Here is a 22,738-nt window from a genome sequence, read left to right as displayed (position 1 = left end):
GGCTGCCCTACGGTGACCCGATGGTCGCCACCGCACCGGCCGCCGCCCCCGGCGGTGACCGGTGGCGCGCCTCCGGGTGGGACTACCTGGTCATCCTCGGCTGGCTGGCCGTGCTCACCGTGCTGGGCCTGGCGGTGCGGCGGGCGTTCCCCCACCCCGGCCCGATCCCGCCGGTGGCCGCCGACGCAGTCGCGTTCGGCTTCTCCGTGCTGCCGGTCTGGGCCCACCTGACCGTCACCGAGGCCGGTCCCCGCCGCGGCACCTGGGGCAAGCGGCGAACCGGGCTCGCCGTGGTCGCCGGGGACGGCGAACGGGCCGGTGCCGGCCGGGTGGCCGTCCGCAACGCGGTCAAGCTGCTGCCCTGGCAGCTGGCGCACGTGAGCGTGGCGCGGATCATCGCCGGGGTGGACGCGCCGGTCACCGTGGCGACCACGTACGCGCTGTCGCTGGTGATCCCGGCGGTCAGCATCGCGATCGCCTGGCGCGACCCGGCGCACCGCGCCCTGCACGACCTCGTGGCCGGTACCCGGGTGGTCCGCGTCTGATCCCCGCCGGCAGCCCGGGTCCTGTCGGATCCCGCTGGTAGACCACCGGCATGGAGATCACCGCGGTGGGCGTCGCCGCCACCGACCTGCGCCGGGCCGTCGCGTTCTACGAGCTGCTGGGCTTCCGGTTCCCGCCGTTCGACGACGGGGAGGACCACGTGGAGACCGAGCCCGGTCCCGGCGCCCGGCTGATGATCGACACCGTCGCCATGCTCACCGAGCTGCTGGGTGAGGTGCCCCGGCCGGGCACCGGCTCGGCCTTCGCGTGCCGGTGCGGCAGTCCGGGGGAGGTGGACGACGCCGTGGCCCGGGTGGTCGCGGCCGGCCACACCGTGCTGACGGCGCCGTGGAACGCGCCGTGGGGCCAGCGGTACGCCACGGTCGCCGACCCCGACGGCTACGCGGTCGACCTCTACGCACCGCTGCCGGGCTGACGGTCCCGGGCCAGCAGGGTGTCGACCTGCGCGGCGAGCTCCGGGTCGGTGTCGGTGAACGGGGCCAGGGCCTCGTCGGTGCGGCGGGCGTACTCGACGTCCAGGTCCGTCACACCGCCGGCGGAGTGCGTGGTCAGGAAGACCCGCAGCGTGCGCCAGCGGACGTCGACGTCGGGGTGGTGGTCGAGTTCGTCCGCGGCCAGGGCGAGGTCGGCCATCACCTCGGCTGCGTCGGCGAAGTCGATCCCCTGCACCGTCCGCTCGATGCCGGAGGTGTCCCCGGACCACTCGGGCAGCTCGGCGAGCGCGGCGGTGAGCTGGTCGGGCGTCAGTGGGGTGCGGCGGGCCATGCCCCGATCATGGCGCTCAGAGGTGCAGGCCGCACTCCACCTTGTTCTTGCCGGCCCAGCGACCCGCGCGCGGGTCCTCGCCCGGGGCGACCGGGCGGGTGCACGGGGCGCAGCCGATGGAGGCGTAGCCGATCTCCTGCAGCGGGTTCACCGGCACCTGGTGCTCGGCGATGTAGGCGTCGACGTGCTCCTGCGTCCACGCCGCCAGCGGGTTGACCTTCACCATGCCCCGCTTGGCGTCCCAGTCGACGACCTTCGTGCCCGCGCGGGTGACCGCCTCGTCGCGGCGCACGCCCGAGCCCCAGGCGACGAAGCCCGCCAGCGCCTGCGCCAGCGGCTGCACCTTGCGCAGCGAGCAGCACAGGTCCGGATCGCGCTCGTACAGCTTGGCGCCGTGGGCGGCGTCCTGCTCGGCCACCGACTGCAGTGGCTGCACGTTGTGCAGCGTGATCGGCAGCACCCCGGTGATCCAGTCACGCGTGCCGATCGTCTCGGCGAAGTGGTAACCGGTGTCGAGGAAGACGACGTTCACGCCGGGGACGGCGCGGCTGGCCAGGTGCGCCAGCAGCCCGTCGGCCATGCTCGAGGTGATCGCGAACCCGTCGCCGAAGGTCTCTCCGGCCCAGGTGAGCACGGCGAGGGCCTGCTCCACCGGGTCGGCGATGCCCGCGAAACGGGCGTCGGCCTCGGCGGCGAGCTCCGGTGTCGGCTGGACGAGGGACGTGGTCACGGTCGGTTCACCCCAGTTCCGGTCAGGTGCACGGTGAAGGTGCGCAGGCACGACGCGCAGTGCCAGCCCTCACCCTCCGGGACGAGGTCCTCGTCGCCGCAGTACGGGCAGTGGAACACCGGGAGCTGGCGGGTCCTTCCCGGCCGCGTGGGCTCGGTCGGCTCCGTCACGTCAGACCAGCCACTCTTCCTCCGCGCGCGAGACGTACGCGGCGAACCGCTCGCCGGGCTCGCGGCGCTCGAGGTAGCCGCGGAGTACCCGCTCGCAGTAGTCCGCGGTCTCCTCCTTGGTGATCTTGTGGCCGCGGAACTTGCGACCGAAGGAGGCCTCGACCCCGAGGTGACCGCCCAGGTGCACCTGGAAGCCCTCGACGCTCTCGCCGGCCGCGTTGCGGACGATCATGCCCTTGAAACCGATGTCGGCGGTCTGGAAGCGGGCGCAGCTGTTCGGGCAGCCGTTGACGTTGATCCCGATCGGCTCGTCGAAGTCCGGCAGCCGTCGCTCGAGCTCGGCGTACAGCTCCTGGGCGTGGTGCTTGGTCTCGACGATCGCCAGCTTGCAGAACTCCAGGCCGGTGCAGGCCATGGTGCCGCGGCGGAAGGCGCTGGGCCGCACCAGCAGGTCGTGCTCGGCCAGCGCGTCGACCAGGTCCTCGACCCGCTCGTCCGGGACGTCGAGGATGACCAGCTTCTGCTGGGTCGTGGTCCGGATGCGCCCGCCCTGGGTGCCGTACTCCTCGGCGAGGTCGGCGATCCGGGTGAGCAGCGTGCCGCTGAGCCGGCCGGTGCGCAGCGCGAAGCCCACGGCGTTGTTGCCGTCCTTCTGCTTGCTGACCCCGACGTGGTCGCGCTGGTCGTGCTTCGCCGGCGCCGGGGCGGGGCCGTCGGGCAGCTGCTCGTGCAGGTACTCGTCCTGCAGCACCTGGCGGAACTTCTCCGGGCCCCAGTCGGCCATCAGGAACTTGATCCGGGCGTGGTTGCGCGACCGGCGGTAGCCGTAGTCGCGGAAGATCGAGGTGCACGCCGCCCACACGTCGGTCACCTGGTCGGGGCGGACGAACACCCCGATCCGCTTGGCGAACATCGGGTTGGTCGACAGCCCGCCACCGACCCACAGGTCGTAGCCGGCCTCGCCGGCCTCGTTCACCACGCCGACGAAGGAGACGTCGTCGATCTCGGGCTCGGTGCAGTGGTCGACGCAGCCGGACATCGAGGTCTTCCACTTGCGCGGCAGGTTGCTGAACTGCGGGTCGCCCAGGTACTTCGCCACGGTCTCGGCCAGCACCTCGGAGGCGTCGATCACCTCGTCCTCGAGCACGCCGGCCAGCGGGCAGTTGAGCATCACCCGGGGGACGTCGCCGCAGGCCTCGGTGGTGGACAGGCCGATCGACTCCAGTCGCCGCCAGATCTCCGGCACGTCCTCGATCCGGATCCAGTGCAGCTGCACGTTCTGCCGGTCGGTCACGTCGGCGACGTCCCGACCGAACTCCGTGCTGATGCCGCCGATGACCCGCAGCTGCTCGGTGCTCAGCTGCCCGCCGTCGATGCGCACCCGCATCATGAAGTACTCGTCCTCGAGCTCCTCGGGCTCCAGCACGGCGGTCTTGCCGCCGGGGATGCCCTGGGCCCGCTGGGTGTACAGCCCCATCCAGCGCATCCGGCCGCGGAGGTCGCCGGGGTCGATGCCGCCGAAGCCGGTGTGCGCGTAGATGTCGAGGATCCGCTGCCGGACGTCCAGCCCGTCGGAGTCCTTCTTCATCCGCTCGTTCGGGTTCAGCGGTTCGCGGTAGCCCAGCGCCCACTGGCCCTGACCGCGGACCGGGCGGTTGCTGCTGCGGGTGGGGGTCGACACGTCAGTCGTTCTCCTCTGCGCCGGCACGGGGAGCGTGCGCGACGCGGCCGGTGGGGTGCAGCAGGGAGGCTGCGGGGGAGCGGAGCCGGGGTCAGCGCGCGGCGCGACAGGCGGCGCTGGAGACCCGCGCCAGGTCGACGTGCAGGCGCGCCACGAGCAGGGCGCCGCAGTCCGTCACGACTCGATGGTGCCACACCGGTCCCGCGGCGGCGCTCACTCGGCCGAGGTGACGCCGAAGGAGCGCCAGGCGCTCTCCAGCTCGATGAGCTCGGCGACCTGCGGGGGCATGGTGCCGGCGACGACGTCGGCCAGCGTCACGTTCTCCAGCACCCGGCGGTAGGCCTCCCGGGCGGCGACCCACACGGGGGCCAGCGACGCGGCGGGCCCCGGGTACTCGACGTCCTCCGGGCGCTGGCCGTGCACCTCGGCGAGGAAGCCCTGCTCCACCCGCATGACCCGGGCGATGGACACCTCCGAGGGCGGCAGCGCCAGGCGGTAGCCGCCCTCCCGGCCGCGCTGGCTGGTGACCAGCCGGGCGTGCTGGAGGTCGCCGAGGATCGCCTGCAGGAACCGGGCCGGGATGCCCTGCGCCTGGGCGATCCGCTCCGACGTCAGCGACTCCGGCGCCACGGAGGCCAGCTCGACGGCCGCCCGCACCGCGTAGTCGACCCGGGCTGAGATGCGCACGGCGCTCATCCTGCCGTGCATGGTTGGCTGAGCCGCGTGTTCCAGCTGAGGTTCACCACGTTGGTGGAGGCGCCGCTCACCGTGGCCTTCGACGTGGCGCGGTCCCTCGGCCGGCCGTGGTCGCGGCCCTTGCAGGAGGTCGTCTCCGACCGGCCGTGGTCCGACGTCTACGAGGCGGGCCCCTGCCGGGGCCTGCGCCGGCTGGTGCACACCCGGTCCTTCTCGGCCACCGGCGCCGGCACCCTGGTCGAGGAGCAGGTCGACTGGGAGACCGCGCTGCCCGGCGCCCTGGGCGGGCTGGTCGACCAGCTGCTGCTGCGCCGCCGGGTGGTCCGCGCCATGCAGGCCCACCTGGACGCCTACGCGGCGGCGGCGGCGGAGCGCGCACTGGCGGTGACCCAGGTGGTCGGCGCCGCCCTGGTCGACGACCGTCGGCGGGTGCTCGTCGCGCGGCGCGGGTCCGGGCCGCTGGCCGGTCTGTGGGAGTTCCCCGGGGGCAAGGTCGAGCCGGGGGAGCCGGACCTGGACGCGCTGGTGCGCGAGTGCCGCGAGGAGCTCGGCGTCGCGATCTCCCCGCAGGCGTTCCTGGGTGAGGTGCCGCTGGACGGCGTCGTCGCCGGTGGTGCGCCCGGGGCCTCCACCCTGCGGGTGTGGTGGGGCCGGGTGACCGGCGGCGAGCTGGTCGCGCACGAGCACAGCGAGCTGCGCTGGGTGGGCGAGGACGAGCTCGAGGAGCTCGACTGGATCCCCGCCGACCGCCCGCTGCTCCCCGCCGTCCGCGCCCTCCTCACCCGCCTCTGACCCACCCCGGGCTTTCGGACAGAGAGCCCGGGGTTCTCGGTACCGAAAGCCCCGGGACGCACGAGAGCGCCGCACCCGTCGGACCGGGTGCGGCGCTCTCGACCTGCTGGTTCAGCTGGTCACTTGAAGGTGTCCTTGACCTTCTCGCCGGCCTGCTTCAGGTTGCCGGCGGCCTGGTCGTTCTGCCCGTCGGCCTGCAGTTCGCGATCGTCGGTCGCCTTGCCGACGGCCTCCTTGCCCTGACCGCCGAGCTCCTGAGCCTTGTTCTTCATCTTGTCCATGGCGCTCATGCGCTCTCCTCTGTCGGGTCGGCCGTCGTCGGGTCGACTGGGACGACGGATACCCAGCGTGCTCGGGGTGCACACCGGGCGTGTTGCCGGCGTGTTCGGGTGTGTCCCCGCCCACACGGAAGATCGTTCGTCCGGCAGGGTCTCCATGCGGAAATCCCGTGGCTGGCGGAGCAGGTGTTGCACCGATGTTTCGGGCCGCCGACCCGGATCCTGAGCACAGGTCACAAGTTGATGACGGTCGTGGACGCCCCTGCTGGGGCTGCTTACTGTCCTCCCCGTCCGCTCTGCACGACCGCGTGTCTGCCAGATGCGTACGAACTCGTCACCGACCGGCCACCTCGCCGTCACTCGGCAGGTCCCGGTTCCCGACCGCCTCCCGTGCCAGTCGCGGGTCGAGGAGGAAATCGAACGTGAAGTTGAGCAAGCGCAGCGCGATGCTCATCGCTGCCGGGGTCACCGGCTCGATGGTGCTGTCCGCGTGCGGGGGCAGCAGTGACAGCGGTGGGGGCGGCGGCGACGCCTCGGGCGGGCGCGTGGTGTTCGGGGAGTCCACCGACTTCCCGGAGAACCTCTACCGGTACATCTCCGCCGGCAACGCGACCTCGGTGCAGACGATCATGGGCCGGGTCCTGCCGGCGCCGTTCAACGTCGATGCCGACTTCAACGTGGAGTGGGACGAGAACCTGCTCACCGAGGAGCCGACGCTGGACACCAGCAGCGGCCAGCAGGTGAACGTCTACACGATCCGCGAGGAGGCGGTCTGGAGCGACGGCACCCCGATCTCCGCCGACGACTTCGCGTTCACCTGGGAGGCCAACCGCAGCGCGGACCCGGCCGACGGCGGCTGCGAGACGGTGCTGTCGACCAACGGCTACGCCAACATCGAGTCCGTCGAGGGCTCCGACGACGGCAAGACCGTCACCGTCACCTACGCCGAGCCGTACGCGGACTGGCAGTCGGTCTTCGGTGACGGGCTCCTCCCGGCCCACCTCATGGACGCCGAGGACGACGCCGAGCGCTGCGCGACCACCAGCGAGGGCTGGCCGATCTCCGAGGGGCTGCCCGAGGACATCTCCGGTGGCCCGTGGCAGGTCAAGGCCAGCAACATCGACGTGGGCAACCAGGTCGTCGTGCTGACGCCGAACCCCGAGTGGTGGGGCGACGGTCCCGAGCTGGACCAGCTGGTCATCCAGAACATCGGCAACGACCCGACGACCGCGGTCCAGGGCCTGCAGAACCAGGAGCTGGGGGTCATCTACCCGCAGCCGCAGCTGGACCTGGTCAACCAGGTCCGCGACCTGGAGCCGAACGTGGTCAGCGAGATCACCTTCGGTCTGTCCTTCGAGCACGTCGACTTCAACACCCAGGACGTGCACCTGGCGGACCCGAACGTCCGCAAGGCGTTCGCCATGGCGCTGGACCGCGAGGAGATCGTGGCCCAGACCGTGGGCCAGTTCTCCTCCGACGCCCAGGTGCTGAACAACCGGCTGTACGTGAACAACCAGCCGCAGTACCAGGACAACGCCCCTGAGGAGTACAAGGGCGCCAACCCGGAGCAGGCGGCCCAGCTGCTCGAGCAGTCCGGGTACACCCGCGGTGCCGACGGCATCTACACCCACCCGGAGCGCGGGCGGCTGGAGATCACGATCGACACCACGACGAACAACCCGCTGCGGCAGACCACGATCGAGGTCATGATCCCGCAGCTGGAGGCGGCGGGCATCGACGCCAACTTCAACGCCAACCCGGACATCTTCGCCGACGTCGACAAGCCCACCAGCCTCGTGGCCGGTGGCTTCCAGGCCGCGCTGTTCGCCTGGGTGTCCACGCCGTTCGTCGCGTCCAACCAGTCGATCTACTACTCGCCGGCCAACGGCCTGGGGCAGAACTACTCCCGGACCGGCACCGAGGAGATCGACCAGCTGCTGGCGCAGATGGTCTCCGAGCCCGACCCCGACGCCGCCGCCGAGCTGGCCAACCAGGTCGACGTGGCGCTGTGGGAGCAGATGGCGACGCTGCCGCTGTTCCAGAAGCCGACCTTCATCGCGCACCAGGCCAACATCGAGAACGTCGAGGACAACTCGAGCCAGGCCGGTCCGCTCTGGAACTCCGAGCAGTGGGCCCTGGCCCAGTGATCGCCGGCCGGCGTCCCTGACCCCAGGGGCGTCGGCCACCCCGGCCGGCCCCGCCGGCCGCCCCCTGCACGAACCCCTCGCGCGACCCGCAGCCCCCGGTGCACCTGACCGGGGGCTGCGGTGTGCCCGGCGCCGGTGTTTCGTCCTCGTGACGGCGCCAGCGCCAGGCGTTCCCCGGACGGCGTCTCGCCCGACCGCCGCCCGACCGCAGACCGTCCGAGCGCCCGTCCTGCCTGCCGGAGGACGTCCGCTCCCGGCGTAAGGTGCACTGATGTTCTTCTTCGTGGTGCGACGGCTGATCGCATCCGTGCTGGTCCTGCTGGCCAGCTCGCTCCTCGTCTTCGCGCTCTGTGCGGCGAGCTTCGACCCGCTGGCCCGGTTCCGGCAGATCCAGCCGCCCCCGACGCAGGAGTACCTGGACAACGTCGCCGAGTCCCTCGGGCTCAACGACCCGTTCTTCGTCCGGTACTGGGACTGGCTGTCCGGGGTGCTCACCGGCGACTTCGGCGAGACGATCAACGGGACGCCGGTCGCGGGCCAGCTGGTCACCCGGATCGGGGTCACCGGCCGGATGCTGGTGGCCGCGATGATCATCGCGGTCCTGCTGGCGATCGTGGTCGGCGTCATCGGCGCCGTCCGGCAGTACAAGGCCTCCGACTACACCTTCACCTTCCTGGCCTACCTGCTCATCGCGTTGCCCACCTTCTGGTTCGCCGCGCTGCTGAAGGAGTTCGTGGCCGGCGGGGTCAACGACCTGTTCGGCCAGCAGGTGCTCTACACGATCGGGGAGCAGACCCCGGGGCTGGAGCTGTACGCCACCAGCGGGGAGATCTGGGCCGACCGGATCGGTCACCTGGTGCTGCCGACGATCAGCCTCGCGCTGCTCTCCTTCGCCGCCTGGAGCCGGTTCCAGCGCTCGGCGATGCTCGACGTGCTGGGCAGCGACTACATGCGCCTGGCCCGGGCGAAGGGGCTGACCTACCGCCGCACGGTGGTCAAGCACGGCCTGCGGAACGCGCTGATCCCGCTCACCACCGTGGTGGCCCTCGGCGTCGGCACGCTGCTCGGCGGGGCGGTGATCACCGAGCGGGTCTTCGTCTGGAACGGCATGGGTCGCTACCTGCTCGACGACGGGATCGGGGACAACGACCTCAACGTGGTGCTCGGCTGGCTGCTGGTCAGCGCGTTCTTCGTCGTCGTGTTCAACCTGATCGCCGACATCCTCTACGCGGTGCTCGACCCGCGGATCCGGCTCAGCTGACCGCGCCGCGGCACGAGAGAGAGAAGACAGACATGGCCACCACCCAGGCCACCACCACCGCGAGCAGTGCGCTGCCCGCCGAGCCGGGCCAACCGACCGGCGGCGGGGTCGACGGCGAGTTCGGGGTCAAGGCGCGCAGCCAGCGGCAGCAGATCGCCCGGCGCTTCCTGCACAACAAGGTCGGCATGACCGGGCTGGTCGCCTTCGTCCTGCTGCTCGTGTTCGGCTTCGTCGGCCCGCTGCTCTACGGCACCGAGTACGGCACCCTGAACCGCAACGCCCAGTCGGTGAGCCCGGGCGTCGCCGGCTACCCGCTGGGCAGCGACGAGATCGGCCGCGACCTGCTGGCCGGGCTGATGCAGGGCGTGCAGCGGTCGATGTTCATCGTCCTGCTGTACGTCGTGATCGCCTTCCCGCTGGGGCTGCTGGTCGGGGCGCTGGCCGGCTACTTCGGCAAGTGGGTCGACAGCGTGCTCATGCGCTTCGTCGACCTGATCCTCACCGTGCCGCTGCTGGTCGTGCTGATCGTCGTCGCCAGCAACTTCCCCGGCTCCCGGACGCCGCTGGGCGTCGGCATCATCCTCGGCCTGTTCGGCTGGCTCGACCTGGCCCGCATCGTGCGCAGCCAGTTCCTCTCGCTGCGCGAGAAGGAGTACGTCGAGGCCGCCCATGCGATGGGCGCGTCGAACAAGCGGATCATCTTCAAGCACCTGATCCCCAACGCGCTGGGCTCGCTCATCGTCTGGACGACGCTGGCCGCGGCGACCGCGATCATCCTCGAGGCGTCGCTGACCTACCTGGGCTTCGGTGTGAACGGGGCGAACCAGACGTCGCTGGGCCGGCTGGTCTCCGACGGGGTCCAGGCCGCCTCCACCCGGCCGTGGCTCTTCTACTTCCCGGGCATCACGCTGCTGCTGATCGTGCTGTCGATCAACCTGATCGGCGACGGCATCCGCGACGCCTTCGACCCGAGCAACCGCCGCGTGCGGGCCTGACAGTCCTGAAGACGGAGAGCTCCATGTCGACCTCTACAGGGTCCACCCACGCCGGCGCGACCTCGCTGGGCAGCCTCAGCGACTCCCGCGCCACCGCCGCCGGCACCGGCGTCGACCCCAACGCCCCGCTGCTGGAGGTCGTCGACCTCAACGTCCGGTTCCCCACCGAGGACGGCCTGGTGCACGCCGTCCGCGGCGTCGACTACACGCTGCGCTCCGGTGAGGTGCTCGGCATCGTCGGCGAGTCCGGCTCGGGCAAGTCCGTCACCTCGCTGGCGGTCATGGGCCTGCTCCCGGCGTCGGCCCGGGTCACCGGCTCGGTCAAGTACCGCGGCCAGGAGCTCCTCGGGCAGAACGACCGCAGCATGTCGCGCGTCCGCGGCAAGGGCGTCTCGATGATCTTCCAGGACCCGATGACCTCGCTGGACCCGGTCTACAAGGTCGGGGCGCAGATCGAGGAGACGCTGCGGATCCACGACAAGTCGCTGTCGTCGAAGGCCGCCGAGGCCCGGGCGGTCGACCTGCTGGAGCTCGTCGGCATCCCCAACGCCGCCGAGCGGGTGCGCTCCTACCCGCACGAGTTCTCCGGGGGCATGCGCCAGCGCGTGGTCATCGCCATCGCGATGGCGAACCAGCCCGAGGTGATCATCGCCGACGAGCCGACGACGGCGCTGGACGTCACCGTGCAGGCCCAGATCCTCGAGGTGCTGCAGACGGCGCTGCAGGAGACCGGTGCGGCGATGGTGATGATCACCCACGACCTGGGCGTCGTCGCCGGGATCGCCGACCGGGTGCTGGTCATGTACGCCGGCCGGCCGGTCGAGATCGGCAGCGTCGAGGAGATCTACTACGAGCCGCGGATGCCCTACACCCTCGGGCTGCTCGGGTCGCTGCCGCGGCTGGACGCCAGCACCCGGGAGCGGCTGACCCCGATCGTCGGCGCCCCGCCGTCGCTGGTGAGCCTGCCGCCGGGCTGCCCGTTCGCGCCGCGCTGCCCGCTGCACGTCGCGGCGTGCGACGAGGCGGAGCCGCCCCTGCTGCAGGTGTCCCCGGGGCACGAGGCCGCCTGCATCCGCACCGAGCAGGTGGCCGCGGCCCACGGGCACGCCGCCGAGGTCTTCGACCAGTCGTCGGGCGACGCCGTCCTCACCGGCGGGCCGTCGACCGCGGACCCCGCCAGCCTCGACGGCGCGGGAGGTGCCGGCGACCGCGGCACCCCACCGGCCGACCAGACCGAGCCCGGTGCCGCGCGCGCCGGCAGTGACACCGGCAGCGTGGTCAGCGACCGCGGTGGCAGCAACGGAGGACGGGCATGAGCGCCCCCACGACCCAGCGTCCCGACGGGGACGCGACCACCCGCGAACCGATCCTCTCCGTGCGCGGGCTGGAGAAGCACTTCCCGATCAAGGGTGGTGGGCTGATCAAGCGCACCGTCGGGGCCGTGCGCGCCGTCGACGGGATCGACCTGGACCTGTACCCGGGTGAGGTGCTCGGGCTGGTCGGTGAGTCCGGCTGCGGCAAGTCGACCACCGGACGGGCCATCCTGAACCTCCAGCCGGCCACGGCCGGGTCGGTGGTGTTCCAGGGCCGGGAGCTCGTCGGCCTGGGCCGCAAGGAGATGCGGCCGCTGCGGCGGGACATCCAGCTGGTCTTCCAGGACCCCTACGCGTCGCTGAACCCGCGGCTGCCGGTCTTCGACATCATCGCCGAGCCGCTGATCATCCACGGGTTGACCAAGGACGACACCGAGCTGCGCGCCCGGGTGCGCGAGCTGGTGGAGACCGTCGGGCTCAACCCCGAGCACACCAACCGCTACCCCGCGGAGTTCTCCGGTGGGCAGCGGCAGCGCATCGGCATCGCCCGGGCGCTCGCGCTGCAGCCGAAGGTGCTCGTGCTCGACGAGCCGGTGTCCGCGCTGGACGTCTCGATCCAGGCCGGTGTGATCAACCTGCTCGAGGACCTGAAGAACGAGCTGGGCCTGAGCTACCTGTTCATCGCCCACGACCTGTCGGTGGTGCGGCACATCTCCGACCGGGTCGCGGTGATGTACCTGGGGCGGATCATCGAGGTCGCCGACCAGGAGGACCTGTTCACCCGGCCGGCGCACCCGTACACGCAGGCGCTGCTCTCGGCGATCCCGCTGCCCGACCCCCGCCGCGAGCGGCAGCGACAGCGGATCATCATCTCCGGCGACGTCCCGAGCCCGGCGAACCCGCCCTCGGGCTGCCGGTTCCGCACCCGCTGCTGGAAGTTCGCCAACGTCCTCACCGACTCCCAGCGGCAGCAGTGCATCGACGTCGACCCGCCGCTCGAGGAGCGGGGCACCGGTCACCTCAACGCCTGCCACTACGCCGAGGTCAAGTCGGTGCTGTGACATCGCGGTCGTGACACTGCGACGCTCCCGCGTCGCACCGCGGCCAGGTGCCCTGCCGCACCTGCGCTGAGCCGTTGCGTCGGCCCCCGGCGGGAGCTCTCCGAGCCCCGCGCCGGGGGCCGACAGCGCTTCCAGCGCGTGTTCCGTACCGGGGTCACCGCCTGGGGTCGGCGCCCGCGACAATGTCCCGGTGACCGCTGATCGTCGCCTGCTGCTCGTGCACGCCCACCCCGACGACGAGACGATCAACAACGGCGCCACGATGGCCGCCGCTGTCGACGCCGGCGTCCAGGTCACGCTGCTCACCTGCACCCTCGGCGAGGAGGGTGAGGTGCTGGTGCCCGGGCTCGCCCAGCTCGCCGCCGACCAGGCCGACCAGCTGGGCGGGTACCGGATCGGTGAGCTGGCCGCCGCGATGGACGCCCTGGGGGTCACCGACCGGCGGTTCCTCGGCGGGGCCGGCCGGTACCGCGACTCCGGGATGATGGGCACCCCGGCCAACGACGCCCCGCGGGCCTTCTGGCGGGCCGACCTGGCCGAGGCCGTCGACGCCGCCGTCGCCGTCGTCCGCGAGGTCCGCCCGCAGGTGCTGGTCACCTACGACGAGAACGGCGGCTACGGCCACCCCGACCACATCCAGGCCCACCGGGTGGCGATGGCGGCCGTGGACGCCGCCGCCGACCCCGGCCACCGACCCGACCTCGGCCCGGCCTGGACGGTGGCGAAGGTCTACTGGAACGCGATGCCCCGCTCGGTGGTGCAGCAGGGGATCGAGGCGATGGCCGCGCTGGGGGAGGCGTCACCCTTCGCGTCGCTGGGCGACCTCGACGAGGTGCCGTTCGCGGTGCCCGACGACGTCGTCACCACGGTGGTCGACGCGCCTGCGCAGGCGGCCCGCAAGGAGGCCGCGATGCGCGCCCACCGCACCCAGATGACCGTCGACGGCCCGTTCTTCGCGCTGTCGAACAACCTGGGCCAGCAGGTGCTGGCCACCGAGCACTACCGGCTGGTCCGCGGCGTCCGCGGCCCGGCGGGGCCCGGCCCCCAGGGCTGGGAGGACGACCTGTTCGCCGGGCTGCCCGGGTGAGCGCGCTGCGACTGGCGGGCTGGGCGGTCGCCGCCGTCGTCGTCTCCGGCTGGCTGGCCCTGGTCGAGGTCTTCTGGCTGCCCTGGCGCCTGGCCGGCATCCCGGTGCCCGTCGCGATCGTGGCCGCCGTGGTCGGCAACGTGCTGCTGGGCCGGGCGGCCCGGGAGCTGTCCGGTTCCCGGCTGGTCGGCGTGCTGCCGGCGCTGACCTGGTTGGTGATCGTGCTGGCCGCGTCGAGCCCCCGCCCGGAGGGCGACCTGCTGCTGCCCGGCGGCGATGCGGTCACCACCACGGTCAACCTGGCCTTCCTGCTGCTCGGCGTCGTCTCCGCCGCCTTCGCCGTGGGGCAGGCCCTCGGCGGCCCGCGTCGTCCGGGGCTCAGCCCGCGAGCCGCCGGTAGTGGTACCGGTGGTGCTCGATGAAGCCCGCCCGGCGGTAGAGCGCCCGCGCCGGGGCGTTGCTCGTCGTCACCTGCAGGTACACCGAGTGGGCGCCGTGCCCGGCGGCCCAGCGCTCCAGCGCGCCCATCACCGCGGTGGCCAGGCCCTGTCGCCGGTGCTCCTCGGCCACGGTCACCGCGCTGACGCCGAGCCACCCGTCGGTGAGCACCCCGCGGCCCACCGCCGCCAGAGGGGCGGGCGCGGGGGCCAGCCGCACCGAGGCGAACGCCACCTGCTCGGCGTTGACCAGCACCTCCCGCGCCGTCGGCGGCAGAGCCCGCCCGCGGTGCCGGTAGCCGGCGAGCCACGCGTCGTCCGGGGTGGGGGAGAGGTCGACCGGCACGTCGGGCGCCGGCGGCGCGCTCAGCGGGGCGGTCAGCACGTGCACGTCCTCGTCCCGGGCCCAGCCGGCCGCGGCGAACGCCGCGTCGGCGGCCCGCGACTGCACCCCGGGCAGCTGCGCGACCGGCGGGAGGCCCCGCTCGGCGTACCAGCCGCGGACGGCGTCGACCGCCTCCGGCAGTGGCATCCCCGGGTCACCGGCGACGAGCACGGAGTTGGCGCGGCCGGTGAACCCGCCGCCGGCCCGCAGCAGCCAGTCGCCCAGCGGCTGCTCCTCCGTGGCCCGCCAGCCCCGGGCGGCGACCCGCTCCAGGTCGACCACGCCGAGCGGTGACCGTCTCTGTCCCATGCTCCCGATCCTGCGCGGTGCCCCTCCCGTGCGCGCCGCCGGGTCACCCGCCGGGGGGCCGACCGACCACCCGTCGCGCTGACCGCGGGGGTGCCGGGTGATACTTGAGGGCGTACCGCTGCGCCCCTGGTCAGTCCGGGGTCGCCGCCCCTGCACGTCCCGGAGGAGACCCGTGACCTACGTCATCACCCAGGCCTGTGTCGACGTCCTCGACAAGGCGTGCATCGACGAGTGTCCGGTGGACTGCATCTACGAGGGCGAGCGGATGCTCTACATCCACCCCGACGAGTGCGTCGACTGCGGTGCCTGCGAGCCGGTCTGCCCCGTGGAGGCCATCTACTACGAGGACGACGTCCCGGACAAGTGGAAGGACTTCTACAACGCCAACGTGGAGTTCTTCTCCGACCTGGGCAGCCCCGGCGGCGCCGCCAAGACCGGCAAGATCGCCAAGGACCACCCGCTGGTCGCCGCCCTGCCGCCGCAGGGCGAGGGTCACTGAGCACCACCGGGCCCGCCGGCCGGCCGCAGCTGCCGGACTTCCCGTGGGACTCGCTGGCCGCGGCCCGCACCCGCGCGGCTGAGCACGCCGGGGGCGTCGTCGACCTGTCCATCGGGACGCCGGTCGACGACACCCCCGCCGTCCTCACCCAGGCGCTGGCCGCGGCGGGCAACGCACCCGGCTACCCGACCGCGCTGGGCACGGCGGACCTGCGCCGTGCCGCGGCCGGCTGGCTCGCCCGCCGGCACGGCGTGCAGCTGGCCGACCCGCTGGGCGCCGACCCGTCGGTGATCCCGACGATCGGCTCCAAGGAGCTGGTCGCGCTGCTGCCCACCATGCTCGGGCTGCACTCCGGCACGGTGCTGGTCCCCGAGGTCGCCTACCCGACCTACGAGGTGGGCGGCGTGGTCGCCGGGCTGGACGTCGTCCGCACCGACGCCCCGCCGGCCGAGGCCGGCGACACGGTGCTGGTCTGGCTGAACTCGCCGGGCAACCCGCACGGCCGGGTGCTCGGCGACGACGAGCTGCGTGCCTGGGTCGCCTGGGGACGTGAGCACGGCGTGCCGGTGGTGGCCGACGAGTGCTACATCGAGCTGGGCTGGGACGTCGCGCCCCGGTCGGTGCTGCACCCGGACGTCGCCGGCGGCGACCACACCGGGCTGCTCGCGGTGCACTCCCTGTCCAAGCAGTCGACCGCCGCGGGCTACCGGGGCGGGCTGCTCTCCGGTGACCCGGCGCTGGTCCGCCGGGTGTGGGAGGTCCGCCGTCACCTGGGCCTGCTGGTGCCCGCGCCGGTGCAGGCGGCGATGGCCGCCGCGCTCGCCGACGACGCGCACGTCGAGGCCCAGCGGGAGCGGTACCGCTCGCGCCGGGAGCGGCTGGTGGCCGCCGTCCGGGCCAGCGGTGCGCGGGTCGACCACTCCGAGGCCGGGCTGTACCTGTGGGTCACCCGCGACGAGGACTGCTGGACGACGATCGACTGGCTCGCCGGCCTGGGCATCGTGGCCGCCCCGGGCTCCTTCTACGGCCCGGCGGGCGCCCGTCACGTCCGGATGGCGCTCACCGCCACCGACGAGCGCATCGACGCAGCCGTCGCCCGCCTGGCCGGCTGAACCCGCCCGGTCAGCCGGCCGCGCTGCGGTGCTGGGCGGGGCTGCGCCCCGTGGAGCGCTTCACTGCGGTGCTCAGCGCGAACGGCGTCGCGTAGCCGACGCGGCGGGCGATCGCGGCCAGGGTGAGGTCGGGGTCGCGCAGCAGGTCGGTGGCGAGCGCGATCCGCCAGCCGGTCAGGTAGGTCATCGGCGGCTCGCCGACCAGCGTGCTGAACCGGCGGGCGAGGGTCGCCCGGGCCACGCCGACCGCCGTGGCCAGCGAGTCGACCGTCCACGGCCGGGCCGGCTCGTCGTGCAGCAGCGTGAGCGCCGGGCCGACCACCGGATCGGCGTGCGCCGAGTACCAGCCGGGCGCACGGGCTCCGGGCCGGTCGAACCAGGAGCGCAGCGCGGAGACCAGCGTGACGTCGAGCAGCCGGTCCAGCACCGCGGTCTGCCCGGGTGCCTCCCGGGCCAGCTCGTCGGCCAGCAGCCCGACCAGGGCACCGGTGCCCGCGTTCCCGGGGACGACGGCGAGCTCGGGCAGCGCCCGCACCAGGCGCCGGCCGACCTCGCCGGGATCGGGGTAGGTGCCGGTGAGCAGCACCGTCTCACCGGCGGTGTCGTTGCCCCAGGTGCGCACCCCGAGCACGGCCATCCCCGTGCCGCTGCCGGGCACCGCCGCGCACTCCTGCCCGGGGCCGACGACGACCTGCGGGGAGGTGCCGGGGTCGTCGGCGATCGTGTACGGCCGCGGACCGCGCAGCAGGGCCACGTCCCCGGCGTCCACCCGGGTGGACCGGCCGTCGTCGTCGAGCACCCAGGCCGACCCGGCCAGCACCGCCAGCGCGGTCAGCGGCGCCTCGTCGGCGACCCGCAGCGACCAGGGTGCTCGCAGCACGGAGCGCAGCAGGAAGGCGTCCTGCGCGCGCGGCGCGGTCAGCAGCGCGGAGACGGCGTCCATGCCCGGGACCGTAGACGCCGGCGCATGCGCGGGGGAGTCCTGGCGATGGACCGTCCTCCCGGCCGCGGCTGTACTCAGGACATGACGACCCAGGGCATGACGACGATCCTCGTGACGGGCGGTACCGGGACCACCGGCAGCCGCGTGACTGCGCGCCTGCGGGCGGCCGGCCACCAGGCGGTGCCGGCGAGCCGGGGCGGTGCGCGCCGGCTGGACTGGTCCGAGCCCAGCGGCTGGGACGACGCCGTGGTCGGCGTGCAGGCGGTCTACCTGGCGTACGCCCCCGACCTGGCGGTGCCCGGCTCGGGGGAGACCCTCGCCGCGTTCACCGGCCGGGCCGCCGCAGCCGGCGCCCGCCGGGTGGTGCTGCTGTCCGGCCGGGGCGAGCCGGGGGCGCAGGCCGCCGAGCAGGCGGTCGCCGCGGCCGCGGACGCCGGCGGGGTGGACTGGACCGTGCTCCGGTGCAGCTGGTTCGCGCAGAATTTCACCGAGGGGGCGTTCGCCCCGGCGATGGCCGCCGGTGAGCTCGCGCTGCCGGTGGCCGGGGTGCGGGAGCCGTTCATCGACGCCGACGACATCGCCGACGTGGCGGTCGCCGCGCTGCTGGGCGACGGGCACGCCGGCCGGGTGCACGAGCTGACCGGGCCGCGGTCGCTCACCTTCGCCGAGGCGGTGGCCGCCGTCGCGGCGGCCACCGGCCGGCCGGCGCGGTTCCGGACCGAGCCGGTCGAGGAGCACCTTGCCGGGCTGGCGGCCGCGGGGGTGCCCGATGACGTCCGGGAGCTGATGCGCCACCTGTTCACCGAGGTGCTCGACGGCCGCAACTCCGCCGCCACCGACGGCGTGCGCAGGGTGCTGGGGCGGGAGCCGGCCGACGTCGCCGCGCACGTCCACCGCGCGGCGTCCGTGCCGGCCTGACCCGGTGGAGCCGCTGCCCGGGGTGACCGCGCTCGGCGCCGGCCTGGTCGGCGGCGCCTTCGCGGTCTTCAGCCTCATGGTGCTGCCGGCGCTGGCGGCGCTGCCGCCGGCCCAGGGCGTGGCGGCGATGCAGTCGGTGAACCGCACGGCGCTGCGCCCGGCCTTCCTCACGCTGCTGTTCGGCACCGCCGCGCTCTGCCTGGTCATCGGGGTGCGGGAGCTGGCCGGCGACGGGAGGCCGGCGGTGCTCGCCGGCGCGGCGGCCTACCTGGTCGGCGTCGCCGGGGTGACGGTGGCCGGGAACGTCCCGCTCAACGAGGCGCTGGCCCGGCTGGACGCCGGGTCGGCCGCGGCGGGGGAGCGCTGGCCGGGCTGGGTGCGCCGGTGGACCGGCTGGAACACCGTCCGGGCGCTGGCCGCGACGGCCGCCGCGGCGCTGCTCGCCGTCGGTGCCGCCGGCTGACGTCAGCTGGTCAGCTCCAGGCGCAGCGGCCGCCCGCCGGTGCCCGGTGCCTCCGTCCACCCGTCGTCCAGCGTCCACCGCCAGCCGTCCAGCGACACCCGGGCCAGCTGCAGCCGCTCGGCCGACGCCACCGCCCAGTGGGCCGCCGGCCAGCCCTCCCCGGGCACGGTCAGGGCCCCGCCGACGCCCAGCTCGGCGGGGCCGGCCTCCCGCCGCACGGTCTCGGCCACCGTGGCGATGCGCTGGTCCGCCGGGGTGCCGGTGGCGGTGGGGGCGTAGCTGCACGCCAGCGCTCCCGGGCCGTCGGCCAGCAGCGCACCGCCCAGTGCCTGCCCCAGCGGCTCCCACTGCTGGTAGGCCTCCGGGAAGCCGCTGCGCTGGACCGCCTGGGCCACCTCGGTGAGCCGGCCGGTCTCCCAGCCGGGCACCTCGACCAGGCCGTCGAAGAACTTGCCGGCGGCGTACACCGGGTCCTGCACCTGCTCCGGGCTGCCCCAGCCCTGGGACGGGCGCTGCTGGAACAGACCCAGGGAGTCCCGGTCGCCGTGGTCCAGGTTGCGCAGCCGGGACTCCTGCTGCGCGGTGGCCAGGGCGATCACCGTGGCCCGCGCCGGCAGCCCGCGGGACCGGGCGACGGCGGCGATCGTGGCGGCGTGGGCCGCCTGCTCGGTGGTCACGGTGACGTCGGACCCGGTCACCGTGCAGGTGCCGCTGGCCACGGACGCAGCCTCGTCCCCACCCCGCCAGACCGCCAGCCCACCGAGGAGCAGCAACGCCAGGACCAGCACCACCGGTCCGGCCGGCCGCCGCCGGCGGCGCTTCCGCGACGGAGCCCGGCGGGTGCCGCGCACCGGCGGCCGGGCCGGGGGCCGCCCCGACCGGGCCGGGGGGCGCCGCGTCGCGGCCGGGGAGCTCGCCATCGCCGTCGATGCTAGAGAGAGGACCCGGCTGCCCCCCGCACCTCGCTCCGCTCGGCGCGGGCCCCTGCAGCCGGGCCGACGGGCCGGGACGGCCTCAGTTCGCGTGCAGGGCGGCGTTGAGCGAGCCCCAGTCGCCGTCCCGCGGCGTGGCCTCCAGCGCCCCGGTGACCGAGTTGCGCCGGAACAGCAGGCCGTCGCGGCCGGAGAGCTCCGCGGCCTTCACCGTCGAGCCGTCGGGCAGGGTGATCTTCGCGCCGGTGGTGACGTAGCAGCCGGCCTCGACCACGCAGCGGTCCCCGAGGGAGATGCCGATGCCGGCGTTGGCGCCCAGCAGGCAGCCCTCGCCGATGGAGATGACCTGCTTCCCGCCGCCGGACAGCGTGCCCATGATCGAGGCGCCGCCGCCGACGTCGGAGTCGCGGCCCACCACGACGCCGGCGCTGATCCGGCCCTCCACCATCGAGGGCCCGAGGGTGCCGGCGTTGAAGTTGACGAACCCCTCGTGCATCACCGTGGTGCCCTCGGCCAGGTGTGCGCCCAGCCGCACCCGGTCGGCGTCGGCGATCCGCACGCCCGAGGGGACGACGTAGTCGACCATCCGGGGGAACTTGTCGACCCCGAAGACGGTCAGCTGGCCGTGGGCGGAGCGCATCCGGGCCCGGACGGCGTCCAGCTCGGTGGCGAGCACCGGCCCTGCGCTGGTCCACGCCACGTTGGCCAGCAGACCGAACACGCCGTCCAGATTCGCCCCGTGCGGCCGCACGAGCCGGTGCGACAGCAGGTGCAGCCGCAGCCACGCGTCGTAGGCGTCGGCCGGGGGCTCGGCGAGGTCGGCGATGGTGGTGGCGACGGCGATCGAGGTGACCCCGCGGACCTCGTCGGAGCGGACCAGCCCGGAGAAGTCCGGCCCGAGCAGCCCCTCGAGCTCCAGCACGCCCAGCTGCTGGGTGCCGCTGCCGCCCTGGTCGGCGGAGCTCAGCGAGGGGGCCGGGAACCAGACGTCGAGGACGGTGCCGTCGGCGCTGACGGTGGCGATGCCGACGCCGTTCGCGCCGGTGGTCTCTGCAGGGGTCGTCACGGGCGACCACGCTACCCATCCCCGTGATCGACGCCGCAGCCGATCCGAGCCGGCGGTCCCGGCTTGTTGGTGATCATGACGCCCGCTGTTGGCCGTGCCGTGGCCTTGCTCGGCCAGGGTCCTGCGCGGCGGACAGGCCGCCACCGGACCCAGGAGGCATGCAGTGCAGGTGAAGGACCGCGCGTCGTCGGACGGCCAGGTCGTGCAGGGCGTCAACCGGCGGAACTTCCTCAAGGTCGGCGCGGCGGGCTCGGCCCTGCTGCTCGCGCCGGCGACGTTGTTCCGCCCGGCGCGGGCGCTGGCGGCCCCGGGAGAGGCGACCCAGGTGGCGAGCGACAGCCCGCTGCTGCCGTTCGTCGACCACTACGACACCAACACCACCGACAACCTCAGCGCCGAGACGAACGCCGCTGTCGTCATCCTGTCCGGGATGCAGGACCTGTGGGTGACCGGGTCCAGCTGGGACAACGGCGTGGCGATCGACCCGCTGCTGCGGCAGAACATCACCCACGTCGTGCAGGTCACCCGGGCGCGCACCGCCGCCGAGGCCAAGCAGTCGTTCATCTACGACCGCCAGCACCAGAGCTACTCGGTGACCGGCGGCCTCGGCCCGCTGACCGAGCTCTACCGCACCGGGGCCAAGGCGGTCACCAGCATCACCTCCGCGCCTGACGGCACCCCGCCCACCAAGGTCGACGACGTCCTGCCGGCCGATGCGCCCGCCGGTTCGTCGACCGGCGCCGGCTCGTCGTCCTCCGAGCTCGGCCGGGTGGTCGACCTGGTCAACACGCTGCGTGGCTCGAACACCTCGAGCAACCCCACCAAGTACACCTACCAGTACCCGCGCCCCTGGCGGCTGACCAGCGCCAGCACCGTCGTGCCCACCGGTGCCACCGACGAGTTCGGCTACCCGGTGTACCGGTCCGACGTGGTGGTCGCCCCGCAGCTGCTGCGCCAGCGCAGCACGACCCCGGAGCGCGACGGCGGCTACCCCAGCGGTCACACGAACGCGACCTGGCTGGCGTCGCTCGCCCTGGCCTACGCGGTGCCGGAGCGCTACCAGGAGATGGTGGCCTGGGCCTCCCGGCTCTCCGACTACCGGATCGTCACCGGCATGCACTCCCCGGTCGACGTGATCGGCGGCCGCATCCTGGGCACCGCGCTGGCCGCGGCGAAGCTGTACGAGGCGGGCAACGCCCAGGTCAAGGCAGAGGCCCGGGCGCAGGCGCTGGCGTACTTCACCGCCCGCACCGGCACGACGGCCGACACGCTCGCCGAGTTCGCGCAGTCCGGCGTCGACCGGGAGGCGACCCGCCGGCAGCACCTGCAGCGGCTGACCTACGGGCTGCCCACCCGCGGGTCGACGACCGTCCCGATGGTGGTGCCCAAGGGCGCCGAGGCGCTGCTGGAGACCCGGCTGCCCTACCTGACCGCCGAGCAGCGGCGCGAGGTGCTGCGTACCACCGCCCTCCCGTCGGGCCACCCGCTGCTGGACGGGCCCGAGTACTGGGGCCGGCTGGACCTGTTCACCGCCGCGGACGGCTACGGCCGCTTCGACGGCGAGGTGCGGGTCGCGCTGGACGCCGCCGCCACCGGGTTCGCCGCCCGGGACACCTGGCGCAACGACATCGCCGGCCCCGGCCGCCTGGTGAAGACCGGCTCGGGGACCCTCGAGCTGGCCGGGGCGAACACCTTCACCGGGGGCACCCGGGTGACCGACGGCACCCTGGTGGCCCGGTCCAACGGCGCGCTGGGCAACGGCCCCGTCCAGGTCGACGGCGGGGCCCTGCGCCTGGACGCCGGCGCGACCGTGGTCGCGGCCCGTGGGAACGTCACCCTCGCCGGTGGTGCGCTGCAGCTGACCTTCGGCTCGGGCGCGCAGCCGCCGCTGTCGGTGATCGGCACGGCGACCCTGGGGGCGGGCAGCCGGCTGGAGCTCACCGTCACCGACCCGCGCCGGTGGGCGCACGGCGGCGAGGTGCCGGTGCTGCTGGCCCCGTCGGTGCGCGGCACCTTCGGCTCCGTGGTCGAGACGACCGGCAGCTGCCAGGTCGAGGCCGTGTACCGCCCGGGTGGTGTGTTCGTCCGGCTGCGGGCGCGCTGACCGAACCCGCGCGCGCGGACAGGTCACGGG

At 73.8% G+C, this 22,738-nt stretch carries 24 protein-coding genes; 15 read left to right on the top strand and 9 right to left on the bottom strand.

Going from position 1 to position 22,738, the window contains the following annotated elements:
- Positions 1–20 precede the first annotated feature (20 nt).
- Both ACI795_RS00240 and ACI795_RS00235 read left to right on the top strand, forming a co-directional pair.
- Complete coding sequence (locus tag ACI795_RS00240; protein ID WP_457072953.1) at positions 21–545, top strand: RDD family protein; 525 nt, start codon at positions 21–23, stop codon at positions 543–545.
- A 50-nt stretch (positions 546–595) separates the two neighbouring features.
- Positions 596–979 carry a VOC family protein gene (locus ACI795_RS00235; RefSeq protein ID WP_457072952.1) on the top strand — a complete coding sequence of 128 codons (384 nt, stop codon included), beginning with the start codon at positions 596–598 and terminating at the stop codon, positions 977–979.
- Here the strand turns inward: ACI795_RS00235 and ACI795_RS00230 are convergent.
- The 4 genes from ACI795_RS00230 to ACI795_RS00215 form a co-directional block, all read right to left on the bottom strand.
- Positions 958–1,329, bottom strand: coding sequence for a 4a-hydroxytetrahydrobiopterin dehydratase (locus tag ACI795_RS00230; protein ID WP_457072951.1), 372 nt, complete (start codon positions 1,327–1,329; stop codon positions 958–960). The genes ACI795_RS00235 and ACI795_RS00230 overlap by 22 nt on opposite strands.
- A 16-nt stretch (positions 1,330–1,345) precedes the next feature.
- Complete coding sequence (locus ACI795_RS00225) at positions 1,346–2,059, bottom strand: phosphoadenylyl-sulfate reductase (protein ID WP_457072950.1); 714 nt, start codon at positions 2,057–2,059, stop codon at positions 1,346–1,348.
- 171 nt (positions 2,060–2,230) lie between these two features.
- On the bottom strand, positions 2,231–3,910 hold the full coding sequence (locus tag ACI795_RS00220; RefSeq protein WP_457072949.1) for a nitrite/sulfite reductase: 1,680 nt from the start codon (positions 3,908–3,910) through the stop codon (positions 2,231–2,233).
- A 213-nt stretch (positions 3,911–4,123) separates the two neighbouring features.
- Entirely contained in the window at positions 4,124–4,606 is a 483-nt protein-coding gene (locus ACI795_RS00215) for an RrF2 family transcriptional regulator (protein ID WP_457072948.1), read from the bottom strand.
- A 27-nt stretch (positions 4,607–4,633) separates the two neighbouring features.
- Here ACI795_RS00215 and ACI795_RS00210 point away from each other — a divergent pair, with 27 nt between their 5' ends.
- Positions 4,634–5,398 carry an NUDIX domain-containing protein gene (locus ACI795_RS00210; protein WP_457072946.1) on the top strand — a complete coding sequence of 255 codons (765 nt, stop codon included), beginning with the start codon at positions 4,634–4,636 and terminating at the stop codon, positions 5,396–5,398.
- A gap of 119 nt (positions 5,399–5,517) precedes the next feature.
- On the opposite strand, the gene ACI795_RS00205 is transcribed toward ACI795_RS00210, so the two are convergent.
- A complete protein-coding gene (locus tag ACI795_RS00205) occupies positions 5,518–5,688 on the bottom strand; it encodes a CsbD family protein (protein ID WP_457072944.1) in 171 nt (56 codons plus the stop codon).
- Positions 5,689–6,098: 410 nt separating this feature from the next.
- Between ACI795_RS00205 and ACI795_RS00200 the strand changes: the two genes are divergently transcribed.
- From ACI795_RS00200 to ACI795_RS00170, 7 genes are all read left to right on the top strand, one after another.
- Positions 6,099–7,823, top strand: a complete 1,725-nt coding sequence (locus tag ACI795_RS00200; protein ID WP_457072943.1) for an ABC transporter family substrate-binding protein — start codon at positions 6,099–6,101, stop codon at positions 7,821–7,823.
- Positions 7,824–8,094: 271 nt separating this feature from the next.
- The gene (locus tag ACI795_RS00195) at positions 8,095–9,084 is read left to right on the top strand and encodes an ABC transporter permease (RefSeq protein ID WP_457072942.1); all 990 of its coding nucleotides are present in this window, start codon (positions 8,095–8,097) and stop codon (positions 9,082–9,084) included.
- 32 nt (positions 9,085–9,116) lie between these two features.
- On the top strand, positions 9,117–10,079 hold the full coding sequence (locus ACI795_RS00190; protein ID WP_457072941.1) for an ABC transporter permease: 963 nt from the start codon (positions 9,117–9,119) through the stop codon (positions 10,077–10,079).
- 23 nt (positions 10,080–10,102) lie between these two features.
- Positions 10,103–11,395 (top strand): ABC transporter ATP-binding protein, encoded by a 1,293-nt coding sequence (locus ACI795_RS00185; protein WP_457072939.1) that lies wholly within the window; start codon positions 10,103–10,105, stop codon positions 11,393–11,395.
- On the top strand, positions 11,392–12,453 hold the full coding sequence (locus ACI795_RS00180; protein ID WP_457072938.1) for an ABC transporter ATP-binding protein: 1,062 nt from the start codon (positions 11,392–11,394) through the stop codon (positions 12,451–12,453). Before ACI795_RS00185 ends, ACI795_RS00180 begins: the two co-directional genes overlap by 4 nt.
- 190 nt (positions 12,454–12,643) lie before the next feature.
- Complete coding sequence (mshB, locus tag ACI795_RS00175) at positions 12,644–13,540, top strand: N-acetyl-1-D-myo-inositol-2-amino-2-deoxy-alpha-D-glucopyranoside deacetylase (RefSeq protein ID WP_457072937.1); 897 nt, start codon at positions 12,644–12,646, stop codon at positions 13,538–13,540.
- On the top strand, positions 13,537–13,962 hold the full coding sequence (locus ACI795_RS00170) for a hypothetical protein (RefSeq protein ID WP_457072936.1): 426 nt from the start codon (positions 13,537–13,539) through the stop codon (positions 13,960–13,962). Before mshB ends, ACI795_RS00170 begins: the two co-directional genes overlap by 4 nt.
- Here ACI795_RS00170 and ACI795_RS00165 read toward each other — a convergent pair.
- Entirely contained in the window at positions 13,919–14,671 is a 753-nt protein-coding gene (locus ACI795_RS00165) for a GNAT family N-acetyltransferase (protein ID WP_457072935.1), read from the bottom strand. The genes ACI795_RS00170 and ACI795_RS00165 overlap by 44 nt on opposite strands.
- A 172-nt stretch (positions 14,672–14,843) precedes the next feature.
- Between ACI795_RS00165 and fdxA the strand changes: the two genes are divergently transcribed.
- Positions 14,844–15,170, top strand: a complete 327-nt coding sequence (gene fdxA, locus ACI795_RS00160) for a ferredoxin (RefSeq protein ID WP_075012384.1) — start codon at positions 14,844–14,846, stop codon at positions 15,168–15,170.
- Positions 15,167–16,282, top strand: a complete 1,116-nt coding sequence (gene dapC / locus ACI795_RS00155) for a succinyldiaminopimelate transaminase (protein ID WP_457073762.1) — start codon at positions 15,167–15,169, stop codon at positions 16,280–16,282. Before fdxA ends, dapC begins: the two co-directional genes overlap by 4 nt.
- 10 nt (positions 16,283–16,292) lie before the next feature.
- Here dapC and ACI795_RS00150 read toward each other — a convergent pair whose 3' ends face one another.
- Positions 16,293–17,225, bottom strand: coding sequence for an AraC family transcriptional regulator (locus tag ACI795_RS00150; protein WP_457072933.1), 933 nt, complete (start codon positions 17,223–17,225; stop codon positions 16,293–16,295).
- Positions 17,226–17,369: 144 nt separating this feature from the next.
- Here ACI795_RS00150 and ACI795_RS00145 point away from each other — a divergent pair, with 144 nt between their 5' ends.
- Both ACI795_RS00145 and ACI795_RS00140 read left to right on the top strand, forming a co-directional pair.
- Positions 17,370–18,143: an NAD(P)H-binding protein gene (locus ACI795_RS00145; protein WP_457072931.1), complete on the top strand. Its 774-nt coding sequence runs from the start codon at positions 17,370–17,372 to the stop codon at positions 18,141–18,143.
- A 4-nt stretch (positions 18,144–18,147) separates the two neighbouring features.
- Positions 18,148–18,606, top strand: coding sequence for an anthrone oxygenase family protein (locus ACI795_RS00140; protein ID WP_457072930.1), 459 nt, complete (start codon positions 18,148–18,150; stop codon positions 18,604–18,606).
- Positions 18,607–18,608: 2 nt separating this feature from the next.
- Here ACI795_RS00140 and ACI795_RS00135 read toward each other — a convergent pair whose 3' ends face one another.
- Together ACI795_RS00135 and dapD are read right to left on the bottom strand one after the other, a co-directional pair.
- On the bottom strand, positions 18,609–19,526 hold the full coding sequence (locus ACI795_RS00135) for a hypothetical protein (RefSeq protein ID WP_457072928.1): 918 nt from the start codon (positions 19,524–19,526) through the stop codon (positions 18,609–18,611).
- A 94-nt stretch (positions 19,527–19,620) separates the two neighbouring features.
- On the bottom strand, positions 19,621–20,604 hold the full coding sequence (gene dapD / locus ACI795_RS00130) for a 2,3,4,5-tetrahydropyridine-2,6-dicarboxylate N-succinyltransferase (protein ID WP_457072927.1): 984 nt from the start codon (positions 20,602–20,604) through the stop codon (positions 19,621–19,623).
- Between the two features lie 169 nt (positions 20,605–20,773).
- Between dapD and ACI795_RS00125 the strand changes: the two genes are divergently transcribed.
- Positions 20,774–22,708, top strand: coding sequence for a phosphatase PAP2 family protein (locus ACI795_RS00125; RefSeq protein ID WP_457072926.1), 1,935 nt, complete (start codon positions 20,774–20,776; stop codon positions 22,706–22,708).
- Positions 22,709–22,738 lie beyond the last annotated feature (30 nt).

The sequence above is a fragment of the Modestobacter sp. SYSU DS0290 genome (assembly GCF_054050955.1).
Note: the sequence above shows the minus strand (reverse complement) of the source record. Positions and strands in the feature narration are given on the sequence as shown.

Bases quoted from the DNA above. Each gene is read 5' to 3' on its own strand.
- ACI795_RS00165 (WP_457072935.1), bottom strand. From the start codon at position 14,671: ATGGGACAGAGACGGTCACCGCTCGGCGTGGTCGACCTGGAGCGGGTC.
- ACI795_RS00195 (WP_457072942.1), top strand. From the start codon at position 8,095: ATGTTCTTCTTCGTGGTGCGACGGCTGATCGCATCCGTGCTGGTCCTG.
- ACI795_RS00135 (WP_457072928.1), bottom strand. From the start codon at position 19,526: ATGGCGAGCTCCCCGGCCGCGACGCGGCGCCCCCCGGCCCGGTCGGGG.
- ACI795_RS00185 (WP_457072939.1), top strand. From the start codon at position 10,103: ATGTCGACCTCTACAGGGTCCACCCACGCCGGCGCGACCTCGCTGGGC.
- ACI795_RS00215 (WP_457072948.1), bottom strand. From the start codon at position 4,606: ATGAGCGCCGTGCGCATCTCAGCCCGGGTCGACTACGCGGTGCGGGCG.
- ACI795_RS00150 (WP_457072933.1), bottom strand. From the start codon at position 17,225: ATGGACGCCGTCTCCGCGCTGCTGACCGCGCCGCGCGCGCAGGACGCC.
- ACI795_RS00240 (WP_457072953.1), top strand. From the start codon at position 21: ATGGTCGCCACCGCACCGGCCGCCGCCCCCGGCGGTGACCGGTGGCGC.
- ACI795_RS00230 (WP_457072951.1), bottom strand. From the start codon at position 1,329: ATGGCCCGCCGCACCCCACTGACGCCCGACCAGCTCACCGCCGCGCTC.
- ACI795_RS00205 (WP_457072944.1), bottom strand. From the start codon at position 5,688: ATGAGCGCCATGGACAAGATGAAGAACAAGGCTCAGGAGCTCGGCGGT.
- ACI795_RS00190 (WP_457072941.1), top strand. From the start codon at position 9,117: ATGGCCACCACCCAGGCCACCACCACCGCGAGCAGTGCGCTGCCCGCC.
- ACI795_RS00180 (WP_457072938.1), top strand. From the start codon at position 11,392: ATGAGCGCCCCCACGACCCAGCGTCCCGACGGGGACGCGACCACCCGC.
- ACI795_RS00235 (WP_457072952.1), top strand. From the start codon at position 596: ATGGAGATCACCGCGGTGGGCGTCGCCGCCACCGACCTGCGCCGGGCC.